At 43.7% G+C, this 12,036-nt stretch carries 12 protein-coding genes and 1 pseudogene; 1 reads left to right on the top strand and 12 read right to left on the bottom strand.

Annotation, left to right across the window (positions count from 1 at the left end; all coding sequences use genetic code 11):
- From ltrA to HMPREF9698_RS07100, 3 genes are all read right to left on the bottom strand, one after another.
- Positions 1-1,238: group II intron reverse transcriptase/maturase (ltrA, locus tag HMPREF9698_RS07110; RefSeq protein WP_003778779.1), on the bottom strand; the 1,238-nt coding region annotated here is incomplete at its 3' end.
- Between the two features lie 539 nt (positions 1,239-1,777).
- Complete coding sequence (locus tag HMPREF9698_RS07105; RefSeq protein ID WP_003778775.1) at positions 1,778-2,224, bottom strand: YtxH domain-containing protein; 447 nt, start codon at positions 2,222-2,224, stop codon at positions 1,778-1,780.
- Between the two features lie 37 nt (positions 2,225-2,261).
- The gene (locus tag HMPREF9698_RS07100; RefSeq protein ID WP_003778765.1) at positions 2,262-2,621 is read right to left on the bottom strand and encodes a DUF948 domain-containing protein; all 360 of its coding nucleotides are present in this window, start codon (positions 2,619-2,621) and stop codon (positions 2,262-2,264) included.
- Positions 2,622-2,765: 144 nt separating this feature from the next.
- Here HMPREF9698_RS07100 and HMPREF9698_RS07095 point away from each other — a divergent pair, with 144 nt between their 5' ends.
- A complete protein-coding gene (locus tag HMPREF9698_RS07095) occupies positions 2,766-3,665 on the top strand; it encodes a mechanosensitive ion channel family protein (protein ID WP_003778763.1) in 900 nt (299 codons plus the stop codon).
- Positions 3,666-3,798: 133 nt separating this feature from the next.
- Here HMPREF9698_RS07095 and cbpB read toward each other — a convergent pair whose 3' ends face one another.
- The 9 genes and pseudogenes from cbpB to HMPREF9698_RS07050 form a co-directional block, all read right to left on the bottom strand.
- Positions 3,799-4,266 carry a cyclic-di-AMP-binding protein CbpB gene (gene cbpB / locus HMPREF9698_RS07090; RefSeq protein WP_003778761.1) on the bottom strand — a complete coding sequence of 156 codons (468 nt, stop codon included), beginning with the start codon at positions 4,264-4,266 and terminating at the stop codon, positions 3,799-3,801.
- Positions 4,267-4,301: 35 nt separating this feature from the next.
- Positions 4,302-4,811: a YfcE family phosphodiesterase gene (locus HMPREF9698_RS07085; RefSeq protein WP_003778760.1), complete on the bottom strand. Its 510-nt coding sequence runs from the start codon at positions 4,809-4,811 to the stop codon at positions 4,302-4,304.
- A pseudogene (locus tag HMPREF9698_RS07080) lies at positions 4,812-5,435 on the bottom strand (XTP/dITP diphosphatase); the annotation flags it as partial.
- Positions 5,416-6,252 (bottom strand): glutamate racemase, encoded by an 837-nt coding sequence (gene racE, locus HMPREF9698_RS07075; RefSeq protein WP_115629301.1) that lies wholly within the window; start codon positions 6,250-6,252, stop codon positions 5,416-5,418. The gene racE and the pseudogene HMPREF9698_RS07080, both read right to left, overlap by 20 nt.
- 220 nt (positions 6,253-6,472) lie before the next feature.
- Positions 6,473-7,813 carry an FAD/NAD(P)-binding protein gene (locus HMPREF9698_RS07070; RefSeq protein ID WP_040292771.1) on the bottom strand — a complete coding sequence of 447 codons (1,341 nt, stop codon included), beginning with the start codon at positions 7,811-7,813 and terminating at the stop codon, positions 6,473-6,475.
- A gap of 183 nt (positions 7,814-7,996) precedes the next feature.
- Positions 7,997-8,305: a thioredoxin gene (trxA, locus tag HMPREF9698_RS07065; protein ID WP_003778753.1), complete on the bottom strand. Its 309-nt coding sequence runs from the start codon at positions 8,303-8,305 to the stop codon at positions 7,997-7,999.
- A 125-nt stretch (positions 8,306-8,430) separates the two neighbouring features.
- On the bottom strand, positions 8,431-10,812 hold the full coding sequence (locus HMPREF9698_RS07060; protein WP_003778751.1) for an endonuclease MutS2: 2,382 nt from the start codon (positions 10,810-10,812) through the stop codon (positions 8,431-8,433).
- A 93-nt stretch (positions 10,813-10,905) separates the two neighbouring features.
- Positions 10,906-11,490, bottom strand: a complete 585-nt coding sequence (locus tag HMPREF9698_RS07055; protein WP_003778750.1) for a CvpA family protein — start codon at positions 11,488-11,490, stop codon at positions 10,906-10,908.
- 18 nt (positions 11,491-11,508) lie between these two features.
- Positions 11,509-11,772: a cell division protein ZapA gene (locus tag HMPREF9698_RS07050; protein WP_003778749.1), complete on the bottom strand. Its 264-nt coding sequence runs from the start codon at positions 11,770-11,772 to the stop codon at positions 11,509-11,511.
- Positions 11,773-12,036: the final 264 nt, after the last annotated feature.

Below are 12,036 nucleotides of genomic sequence, written 5' to 3'. Positions count from 1 at the left end.
CTGAGTCTTTCTGTTGTTATTGCACGATGAAATTCATGTGTGCATGACAGTCGCCAGTACTTTTTGCGTGAATACGCAATCCGTTTGGCTGAATCTAAGTCCAGTCCATATTGTTCCAACTTTGGTATAATAGTTCGTGGACGTTTCCACCGTTTAAGAATCAGCTGTCTGATACGGTGATTTAACCATTGCTCAACTTCTTTGATAAAGCTTTTAATGAAGCCTAAACCAAAGTAATTAATCCAACCGCGGGTGACTCGATTAATTTCAGTCATTATCTTTTTAAAAGTACCTGGCCGTTTACGACTGGTCAGCTTTCTCAATCTGCGTTTGAATTTCTGCTTGGCTTCTTTGGTTGGGATAAAACGATAATCCCCATTCACTTGCTTCATCAGACAGCTCAAAAACTTTAAACGGGTAGGAGACCCAACCTGGCTTTTGTCTTGATTGACGATTAACTTTAAGTCTTTTTCAATAAAGCGTGTGATGCTGTTCATTACCCGTTCACCGGCTCGTTTTGATTTAACGTAGATGACAAAGTCATCTGCGTATCGGACAAATCGGTGACCACGGTTAACCAACTCTTTATCCAGTTCATGTAAGTACACATTACTCAAAAGCGGTGATAGAACACCACCTTGTGGTGCCCCTGTTTCACTTGCGATAAATTCGCTAGTCAAATCAATTACACCCGCTCTCAAAAACTTACGGATAATTTTCAGTATCATTTTATTTTGGATGTACTGTTCAAGATAATAGATAAGTTTGTCGTGATTGAGCGTGTCAAAGCATTGTTTGAGGTCACAATCAACTACAACACGATAGCCTTCTTTATAATACTGTGCACATTGCTTGAGAGCACTGTGCGTGCTTTTCCCTGGTCGGAATCCGTGACTGTTGTCATAGAAGTGCGGGTCTATAATCGGTTCAATTACTTGCCGTCTGGCTTGTTGAACAACTCTATCCCGCACACAAGGTATACCTAACTTTCGTTTTTCTCCATTCGGCTTTGGTATTTCTACTCGTTTAACTGGTTGAGGCTTATACGTTCCATCAAGTAATTTCTTCCGTAAGGGTTGATAATACGTTTGAATGTGCTCCTCTATCTCAAAAACGGTCATACCGTCAATACCTGCAGCGCCTTTGTTCCGTTTAACGGCTTTGGCTGCTGTTTCCAAGTTTCTTCTGTCAACAACTTGCTCCATTAAGTTTGGAGACTTACGATACATTTCTGTCATTTCACCTAAAGTTTACTAGACGCATCGGCTTACCCTTTCGGTTCCACCTATTCTCTCCACCGATTGCCAATCTCTTCGATTGTTTTCTGTCCTATTCGTAAACTTTAACCTCCGTTCTATACTTTGTATGAATATTGTTCAGTCCTTCGCTACAACGTAGCTACTATGACCTCGGCTGACTTCTCACTATTCGTTGTTACTACTAAACGCTAGTGAGACCTCCCCGAGTAAGGTGTGACAACCTTCCACTCATGTCACTGCTTCATTTACTGAAAGGGACTTGTGCAGTATTGGACTTTACTTTGTTATGCAAGCTCATCCATCTCAAATCAGCCTTGATATGAAGTTTCTGTTCGTCAGTGCGAGTGTTTGCCTCCAGCTTCCTTCAGATTCCACCTCACGATGGACACCCTTGCCTTCAGCTAACAGTTCCTACTGCCAGGCCTGCAGTGGACTTTCACCACCAAGTTGTCACCCATGCCGGGCGCACAAACAAAAAGCTTGTAGGACAGAGCCTACAAGCTTTTTGTATAGTTGAATTAGGATTCAACATCTTTTTTTGCTTGTTTGATGATGTCTTCAGTGATGTCTTTGTCTCGATCCAAGGTTTGGTCAGCTGTCTCTTGAAGGGAGTCAAGCAATTCGTCCACATCAACGTCATCATCACTGATATTGGATTTAAGGTCTGCTTTAGCCTTGTTCAAAGCCAGCTCAGCATTGTCCCGGTAGCGGTTGCCTGCTTGTTTGGCAGTGTTAGCCAGGTCTTCACCAGTTTGACGGGCTTCAGAGTACAATTCTTGACCTTTTTGCTTAACATCGCTGGCATAGTCACTGGCTTGATTCTTCCATTCGTCAGCTTGGTCTGCAATGTCTTTCCGGAGGTCTTCACCTGATTTAGGTGCAAACAAGAGGGCAGATATCCCTGCCACTAGTCCACCGACTAAAGTGCCAATTAAAAATCCTTCTGCTCTATCTCTATCACTCATAGACGATCGCTCCTTTTTTATTGATTGAACTATTTAACTATTTTTTGCCAGCCGTGCCAGCCACTTTTTCAGTGAGGCGGACAGTCGATTCATTTAACTTGGAAACCGACTCACCTAAGTCACCCACTGCTTTAAAGAGAGGGGTGGTCAAGCCTAGTTTGCCATTGACATCATCTAAAGTAATGTTGGTTTTGTTCAACAACCCTTCAATTTCAATGAGCAAGTGGTCAGCATCCTTGGTAATAACATTCAAACTATTATTCACTTCATCTACTGTATTGTTAAGATCAGAAACAACGCCAGCAATTTTAAAAATTAAGTAAATAAGTGCAATGGCTAAGATAGCAAAGGCAATGGCCGCGATTAAAGCTGCAAGCTCAGACCCTGTCATGTTCATTCTTATTCCTTCTTTCTATAATATTATGTTATCAGAATACCATTATAGCTAATATTTTACAAATGTAACCTGCTTTCAAGGAAAATTTTAAAGGTATTCCTTTTTAACTGCTTCTATTATATAATAGTAAGCGGTGATGTGAAAATGAAATTTACACTTTTAGCCGAAAGTGAAATATTGGAAGAGACCACAGAGCGGACCAACTTTGTGATTGAATACTTCCAAAACTTAAACTGGCAAGAAATTGCTTTAGCCCTCCTACTTATTTTTCTCCAAATTTTATTTGCTGTGATCGTCTTCGGTATTGTCAAATGGCTTGGGACTAAGTTGATTAACCGGTCCTTTGCGGGAAGCAGCTTTGCCAAAGGCCAGTCTCCTAGCCGGCGGAAGACCCTCAAACGCCTGGCCAACTCGGTCTTCAACGGCGTTATCCTGTTCTTGTTTGTCTTTACTGTCTTAGAGATACTGGGTGTCCCTATTGGCTCCCTCCTAGCCGGGGCTGGGGTCATTGGTTTGGCCTTGTCACTGGGGGCCCAAGACTTTGTCTCAGACCTGGTGAACGGCCTAGTTATCCTCTTTGAAAAACAAATCGATATTGGAGACAAGGTAATCATAAATGATATCTTAGGTTTTGTGGAAGATACGAACCTAAAAACAACGGTCGTCAAAGACTTAGATGGAGCTTTTCACTATATCCCCAACCGGAAAATTGATATCATCAGTAACCACTCCCGGGACAACATGCGGGCCATGATTATTATCCGCCTCTTTGCCAATAGTGATTTCGAAACCATAGACCGGGTTGTTAGAGAAACCACATACAAAAAAATGGAAGACTATACCACCCTTGTCAGCCAACCAGAATTTATCTATGAGGCCGCCGAAAACGGACAAGTAACCCTGAGAATTCCTATCTTTACTGTCCCTGGCGAAGAATATGATGTCATGGTTGAGTTCTATGAAGCCCTGCTGAAGGCCTTAAACAAAGCTGGTATTGAACTTCCTTCCAATACGATTGATATCCCGAGTCCAGACCAAAATTAAAGAGACAAAAACAGGCCAACCCAAGTGCTTACACCAAAGCATTGGGTTGGCTTTTTTGCTTTCTATATTCATTTCCTCTACTAGTCTAGTCTAGCCGATTTAGTCGGTGGGGGTTTTTATATCTTAGTCTTTTTTATTTGTCAGCTAAATCATAATCCTGGTCAATCTCATGAGCAAGCCGGTTAATTCCCTGCAAGATGGTGCTTCGGGTGATAATTCCCTTAAAAATTCCCTGGTCGTCTACCACACATAAAAAGGAAGTCGACACCAGTTGCTGGAGGACATCTTCCAAGTCAAATTCCCCCAAAACCAGTTTGTCAAAGTCCTGGTCCATAACCTCTTGAACAGTGTACTGGTCAAGATCTCCAAAAGAGAAATCGGCTCCTGAAACAACCGCCTTCACGATACGTGACATGGAGATCAGCCCCACTACCTGGGAAGACTTATTCAGGACAGGAACCACGTTATAGGTATCAGAAGTCAAAATTAACATAGCGTGGTCAAGCTTGTGCCAGGAATAGATCACAGCCACCTCATCGCCATCCTTGATTAAGGGGTATTTTTCATTCACAAAATAGGCTTGGATTTTGTCATTGATCATAAAGTATCTCCTTATTCATACTAAACGAAGGATCATTAGGCTAGGGTTTGGGATAATTCCGGAACCGGCTGGTGGTCCCTGGTATAATAGGTTACACTGGTCTGGTCATCCTTAATATCTAAAATACAGTAAGTCCCATGGGGAAATTCGCCCTTAGGTAGGCTGATGCTACCTGGGTTGATGACATGGACACCGTCAATAGTTTCAACTTTGGGAATATGGGTATGTCCGTAAAAAGCAAATTGGGCCCCTGCCTCCTTAGCCGCCTTAGCCAAAGTTTTACGTGACCGTTTAACGTCATACAAGTGGCCATGGGTAATAAAGAAGCAACGCCCATCCACCTTGTCTACCTGACCGTCTTTTAAATCTTGGCCAAAATCAGTATTGCCCTTGACGACCGAATACTGCTGCCATAGGGGGTGGACATCACTCAACTCCGAATCGCCACAATGAATAAAAGAGTCCACTTCAGTCTCGTGGATGGAGAGGACTTGTTCCAAAATTGTTTCGTCACCATGGTTGTCACTAATCGCTAAAATCTTCACTTACTTTCCTTCTTCCTGGAGCCACTGGTCAAAGACCCGGTCTAATGCTTTTAGGGCCTGTGCTCGGTGGCTGATTTTGTTTTTTTCTTTTGGGTCAAGTTGGGCAAGGGTCTTGCCATAATCTTCTAAGTAAAACAAGGGGTCATAGCCGAAGCCATTGTCGCCACGAGGCATGTCAGCAATTTGACCGGCCAGCTCGCCTTCCACTACCAAACTGTCCCAACCTGGGTAAGCAGCGACTAGGGTGCAGTGGAAGTGAGCTGACCGTTTAGCATTTTGTATTTCCCCCAAGTCGGCCAATAATTTGGCATTGTTTCGGGCATCGTTCTTGTCTTCCCCTGCATAGCGGGCAGAATAGATCCCCGGCATCCCCCCAAGGTCGTCCACTTTCAAGCCAGAATCATCCGCAATAACCACTTGATTGACCTGGCGGGCGATGGTCTCAGCCTTGAGCCGGGCATTTTCTTCAAAGCTTTGGCCAGTTTCTTCCACTTCTTCAAGGTCAGGATAGTCGGCTAGGGTTTTGATCTGGTAGCCTCTTTCGGCAAAAAGGTCCTTAAATTCCTCTGCCTTGCCAGGGTTCCCAGTAGCAATAATCAACACTTTATCTTCCATTAACTTCTTGCAACTCCTCTAAATTTAAATGGTCAACCCGGTAGTTGTGGTGGTCAAGCCAGTCATCCGCGATTTTCTTAAACCGGGCTTTATCTCCCGTGGTGTAAAAATGGTGGGTCAGGTTGGGATTAAACCGGTCATTAGTCAAGTCATAATAGTCTAATAAGACACTCAAGTCATTCACAGCTTCCGCCCCTGGATCAACCAAGCTGATACCAGGGCCAATAGAGTCTTGAATCAGGTCTTTTATAATGGGATAGTGGGTGCAACCCAAAATAAGGGTATCCAAATCTTGGTCTTCTAGGGCCTGTAAGGATGTCCTCACCACACTGCTAGCTTGAACAGATCGGTAGTCTCCCGCCTCTACCATGGGGGCAAATTCGGGACAAGCCAGACTTGTCACTTCAATATCCGGTCGTTTCCGTTTGAGTTCAAGCTCATAGCGACCGGACTGGATGGTCCCATGGGTGGCAATAACCCCAATCTGATGGTTAACACTAGCCTTAATAGCTGCTCGGCAACCAGGTAAGATGACCCCTAAAACTGGGATGGGCAAGGCCTGTTTTAGGTCCTTGAGGGCAGCGACAGTCGCAGTATTACAAGCGATCACCAAGATTTTGATCTGGTGGTTTTTAACCAGGTAATTGGCAAGTTCAAAGGCATATGCCTTGACAGTGGCCATGTCTTTGGGTCCATAAGGTGACCGGGCGGTGTCTCCCAGATAGTAAAATTGTTCATTTGGCAATTGCTTCATGGCTTCTTTGACCAGGGTGAAGCCACCCACTCCTGAATCAATAAAGCCAATCCCATCAGTATACATAATCATGTTCCTTTACTAAATAGTTTGCCACTTTCAGTATATCAAATTCTGGTCCTAAAATAAAAATCAGGAAACTGACCAGGTCCGAACCAGGTCTTCAACTCCCATTTTTGTGCTATAACTAAGCTTTTCTATGGAGTTGTTAAAAGGGTCAATACCACTGGCTAGCTGGCCATAGACCTTAAAACTAGCTAAAGGCCCACTTTGGGGATGAACCAAGCTAAAGCTAGGGTAATGACAATGGAACCCCCCCCAGAGGATCGGTTTGAGCTAAGCCTTCTTGAACTAATTGCTGGACTAGAGGCCCTTGCATGTCAAGCTTGTCTTCAATATTGGTGGCCTGTCCGCAAGCATTAACCAAGTAGTCATAGGAACCATATTCCCTCCCCTGGGCCTGGATAATGAATTTCCCATCTGGGTCAAGCTGGACAGCCTCCATGTCACTATAAACAGATAGATAGGACTCTTGACCAGCTTTGACAAGTTCGCGGGCCCGGTTTTGCGGAATGGGAGATAGGTAAAGATTAAAACGGTCGCCGTATAATTCAAAAAACCGGCTTCTTTCTTCTCGTGTCATGCAATGGTTCCAGACTGGGTTGAGTCCTGTTTTAAAGGCGATCAGGATGGTTTGGAGAATATTTAATTTGTCGACCTGGTCTAAGTAACTGGATAGGGATTCCAAAGTCCCACTTTCATGGTCATGCCAGAGGTAGTCAAAATCTTCTATCCCATGATGAAGAGCTTCCTGCCGCAATTGGGCAAAAAGGTCCTCAGCTGTAAGAAAACCTCCCTGGGCTTGGGCAAGTTGGACCAAGTGGCTTTTAGAGGCAAAGTTGAGCTGGATGTCATGCTGGTAATTCAAGCCTCTAGGAATCTTGGCCAAGCCTTCTAAGGAAAACAGGTCGATTTTTTCTAATTTTTTGTAGTTTTTTAAGTAAACAAATAAGTCTAAAGCTGTCAGTCCCGCCCCAATGATGGCAAGCCGGTCATGTGACTGAACATTCTTTAGCTTATCCAGAATAGGGTAGGGATTGTATACGTACCGGTCCTTCCCTTTTAAATGGTAGGGGTCATTGTAGGCAAGGTGGCCAAGACAGAGCTGGATGGATTGGACCTGGATGCTTTGGCCGTCTGCTAGGTCCACTAGGTAACCATGGCCAGTGATCTTAATTCCTATAGCCTCTTGGTTAATAACCTGAACTCGGATCATGGGGTATTTTAGGGATAAGACTTCTTGGTAAAGTTGCTTTAAATAGCGACCAAAAAGAGGCCGGGGTAAAAAATCTTCCGGTGAATAGGAAATTCCCTGGGTCTTTAAAAAGTCAGTAAATTCTTCTTTGTTGTCAGCATCCATGGAAACAGCATGGGGTTGAGTGTTCAAACGCATGGACTCATGATCTTCTCTATATGGAAGCCCCCTTGCAAATTGATTTTTTGGATCTTGTATAATGTATATTTTTGTTAAAGCCAGCTTGTCTTGGTTGTTAATTAAATGCCTAAAAACATTGACTCCACTGGCCCCAAAACCGATAATCGCTACTTCCACATCTGGTCCGCCCTTCTGCAAGCTTCACTTCATTTTACCACAAATCTACCCTATCTAATAAGATTTACCTTAATGCTATACTAGAAGGCCAGGCTAAGAAAACAGACGAGGAGGTTTGAAGCCTGGTTCAGACCACAAAAAAATCCCCATCGGCAACCCATCAAAAGGGCTAGCCAAGGGGATTTAGGCAAGTAAAAACTTATTTTATTTCAGGTCTTCCAAAACTTGGATCAGTTGGTCCTTGCTGTGGTAGCCAACTAGTTTGTCGACAACTTCCCCGTCTTTTTTAATTAAGAGGGTGGGGATACTCATAATGCCAAATTTTTGGGCGGTATTTTGGTTTTCATCGACATCCACTTTAACAAATTCAACGTCAGACATTTCTTCTTCTAATTCTTCAATGACAGGTGACTGCATCTTACAAGGGCCACACCAAGTTGCCCAAAAATCAACTAATACTAAGCCTGAATCGGTTGCTTGTTTAAAATCACTATCTGTTACTGCTTTAACCATGCTAATCCTCCTTAGGCAAAAATATTGCCAGTTCTCTTACACTTGTAGTCTATCACATGCTTGTCTTTCTTTAAAGGAAATTGTTTAGGGCCTATAACTAGGTCAGCTGAAGCAAAAAATGAAGCCTACTGTTTAAACTTGACTATAGTAGCCCCATTCCCTCCTTGGTTGGCTGGGGCGTCGTTATAAGATTGGACCCGCTTGTGCTTACTTAAATAGTCCTTAACTGCCTTGCGGACAGCACCTGTGCCCATACCATGGATCACAGTTACGGTACCATAATTGGCGAGGAGGGCCTGGTCAATATACTGGTCCAGGCGATGTACAGCCTGGTCAACCCTCTCCCCTCTTAAGTCGATCTCAGTTTTAACAGATCCTACATTTGCCCGGAGGGAGTTTGCTTGCTTGGTTGCCTGCTTGGATTTCCCTTTTTCTAGGAGGGTTAAGTCCTCTTCATCGATCTTCATTTTTAACATGCCCATCTGAACCACCCATTTTGAATCACCGGTCTGGTCAACCAAAGTCCCCTCCTGGTCAAAGGAATCGACATGGACCTGGTCGCCAACCGCCAAGGCTTTTTTCTCTTTTTCCTTCTGCAAGACCTTATTTTGTTTCAGGTGTTTTTGTTCATACTTCATATTGGACAGCCGAGACTTGGCATCGATAAATTCATGTTCCTTAATATTGTCCTCACTAGGCTGGTTGAGTTGCTTTTGCCGTAAGTCGTCAATAATTTGGTCAGCTTGTTCCTGGGCTTTTTCTACGATTCGATTGGCCTTGTCCTTGGCCTTGTCTTCAAGTTCTTGAGACCGTTCTTGGTAGGCTTCATAAAAGTTCTTCAAGTCATTGTGGAGCTTGCTAGCATCATAAAGTTCTTTTTGCAAGGACTGGTTTCTTTTGTGGTAGGCTTGACGTTTTGCTTCTAAGTCTTCGATCATTTGATTGACACTTTGACTCTCACCCGACATCAATTGTTTTGAAGCAGCAATGATTTCATTATTTAAGCCTAAGCGTTGGGCTACTTCAAAGGCATTGGACCGCCCTGGGATGCCTAGAAGTAATTTATAGGTTGGCTTCAAGCTGTTAACGTCAAAGGCCATGCTGGCATTGATGGTTTCTGGCCGGTTGTAGGCATAGGCCTTGAGTTCAGGGTAGTGGGAAGTAATGACCACTGTTGACCCCCGGGCCGAGATATAGTCTAAAATGGCAATGGCCAGGGCCGCTCCTTCTTGGGGGTCTGTCCCTGCTCCCAACTCGTCTAGGACAATCAAAGTGGCTTCATCGATGTCACTTAAAATCGAAACGATATTGGTCATATGGGAGGAGAAAGTTGATAAGCTTTGTTCAATGGACTGCTCGTCGCCAATATCGGCATAGCATTTTTCAAAAACCCCGATCCGGCTATTATCTTTAACAGGCAAGTGCAAGCCGGACTGACCCATGATTTGCAAGAGGCCGAGGGTTTTAAGGACAACCGTTTTCCCCCCAGTATTGGGGCCAGTCACAACAATGGCCTTGTAGTCCAAGCCTAGGGTTATGTCGTTTTCTACCACCTGGTCTGGATCTATCAGAGGGTGACGAGCCCCATAGAGGGCGATTTCCCGGTTATCATCCACGATTGGCTGGCTAGCAGACAGTTGCCGGCTATACTTAGCCTTGGCTGCAATAAAGTCCAAAAGGGTTAAAACTTGCAAGTCTTGCTCTAGGTCCTTACTGTAAGGGGTGATTTTTTGGGACAAGTCAGCCAGCAAGCGGTCAACTTCTGCTTTTTCTTGGCTGGTATATTCCTTTAACTTATTGTTTTGGTTCAAGACAGACTGGGGCTCGACAAATAAAGTTTGACCCGTTGCACTCTGGTCATGGACAATGCCCCCAAACACATTTTTACTATCAGCCTTAACTGGTACGACATAGCGGTCATTCCGGATAGTGATAATAGCATCTGTTAGGTAACGGGACTTGCTCCCCCGGGTAATGTTCTCCAATTTTTGCCGGATGGACTGCTCCACTTGCTTGATACCGGTCCGAATCCCCTTTAGCTTGGGACTAGCCGAATCCACTACCCGACCATCCTCATCTACCACGGCCTGGATCGTTTTGGACAAATCGGATAAAGGATTTAGCATGTCGCTTACAGCATAGAGATTTTCTAAGACAATATCGTCTTCTTGTGCCTCTCTGAAAAAGTTTTTGATCTCTCTTGCATTTTTGATAATTTTCATGATGGAGGCAATCTCTCCCCCGTTTAGCCCCCCACCGATTGACAAGCGTTTTAACTGAGGCAGGATGGATTCAAAAGGGGTGACCGGGATCCCGCCTTTCATCCGTAGCAAGCTGACCCCATCCCCAGTTTGGTTTAGGAGCATTTTGATTTCTTCTATAGAGGTTGAAGGCTTCAGGGCCAAGGCCATCTTCTTACCCAGGTCAGACTGGGTATGCTGACTTAATTCCTGTTTAACTTTGGGAAAATCGAGGACTTCAATGGATTTTTCTTGAGTTGTTTTCACAGCTTTCGCTCCTTGTCAAGTATCTTGTTCTCAAACTCTAAATGAGGATTAATAAAAAAAGGTCTATGACACTTGCCACAGCCTTTTTTTGCCTTAATCTTGGTCAAAGGACGTTTCTGCATCTGGATCCACATCTTCCACCCACCGGCTATAGTAGTCTTGGGATAATTCCGGAGTCTTGGTAATCATGGTCTCAGCCAGCCAAGATGATTCAATCTGGTTCTGGATGAAATCAAAGGGCAGGGTGGATAGGACAAATAATATAACAAAAAGCCCAATATAGTGGACAAAAAAGCTCAGCAAGGCACCGCCAATGCTATCAACCCGGTAATCCAGTTTGATTTCTGTTACAAAGTCCAAAATGCGACCTATAATCCGAACTACAATCCAACCAAGGAAGAGTAAAATAACAAAGGACAAACCATCATAGAAAGGCTGGTCCATATCAAATAATAAGTCAAGGCTGTAAAGAGCAAAGGGACTTTCTTCCGTTAAAAGTGGCGAGGGATAGGGTACGAGCATTTCAACATATGTAGATAAATTTTCGTGTAATGCCATGGCAACTCCGTAAGAAATAAAAAAGCCGATACTCATCAGTAATTGAAGGATGAGTCCTCTTTTTACCCCAATATAAATACTATAGATAAAGACAAACAAAATGATTAATGTAAATAACATACTGACCCCCACTATCGCTTATATTTGGGCATTTAAACTTTCCAACTTTTCTTGTAGCTGAATCACTTTTTTCTGCAATTCAACTTGTTCTGATTTAGTATTCACAGCAAGCAAGATGGCCCGATCCTCATCCTTGAGGTTCTTAGTGACTTTTTTTAATTCGGCTAATTCAGCATCGACTAATTCGGTCACAGTCTTCATATGTTCTTGTGACTTACGGCCTACAATTGTATACGTTCTGCCATCAATGACGGCCTTGTACCGGCTCGGTTTATCTGCCACTTGATATCGCTCCTTAAACCAGAATTTCTTTCCTATTTTAACACGAAAAATTCGACATTTCACCTATTGGCCTAAACTTCTTTATGGGGGATGATTTGTGGTCATTACCACCCCTACTTTTGGGTCAGTAGTTGATGCCTAGGGGGGCGAAAGTACCTTATGGGGGTCCGATTGTCGCCTTTCAACTTCGAAACTTCCTTATTTTGATTTATTGTCCAATTTCAACTCCAAAACTTCCTTATTTTGATTTATTGTCCAGTTTCA

The organism is Alloiococcus otitis ATCC 51267 (assembly GCF_000315445.1).
Taxonomy (GTDB): Bacteria; Bacillota; Bacilli; order Lactobacillales; family Carnobacteriaceae_A; genus Alloiococcus; species Alloiococcus otitis.
Note: the sequence above shows the minus strand (reverse complement) of the source record. Positions and strands in the feature narration are given on the sequence as shown.

Coding starts and splice junctions, on each gene's coding strand:
- HMPREF9698_RS07105 (WP_003778775.1), bottom strand. CDS start 2,224: ATGAGTGATAGAGATAGAGCAGAAGGATTTTTAATTGGCACTTTAGTC.
- HMPREF9698_RS07100 (WP_003778765.1), bottom strand. CDS start 2,621: ATGAACATGACAGGGTCTGAGCTTGCAGCTTTAATCGCGGCCATTGCC.
- HMPREF9698_RS07095 (WP_003778763.1), top strand. CDS start 2,766: ATGAAATTTACACTTTTAGCCGAAAGTGAAATATTGGAAGAGACCACA.
- cbpB (WP_003778761.1), bottom strand. CDS start 4,266: ATGATCAATGACAAAATCCAAGCCTATTTTGTGAATGAAAAATACCCC.
- racE (WP_115629301.1), bottom strand. CDS start 6,252: ATGATTATGTATACTGATGGGATTGGCTTTATTGATTCAGGAGTGGGT.
- trxA (WP_003778753.1), bottom strand. CDS start 8,305: ATGGTTAAAGCAGTAACAGATAGTGATTTTAAACAAGCAACCGATTCA.
- HMPREF9698_RS07055 (WP_003778750.1), bottom strand. CDS start 11,490: ATGTTATTTACATTAATCATTTTGTTTGTCTTTATCTATAGTATTTAT.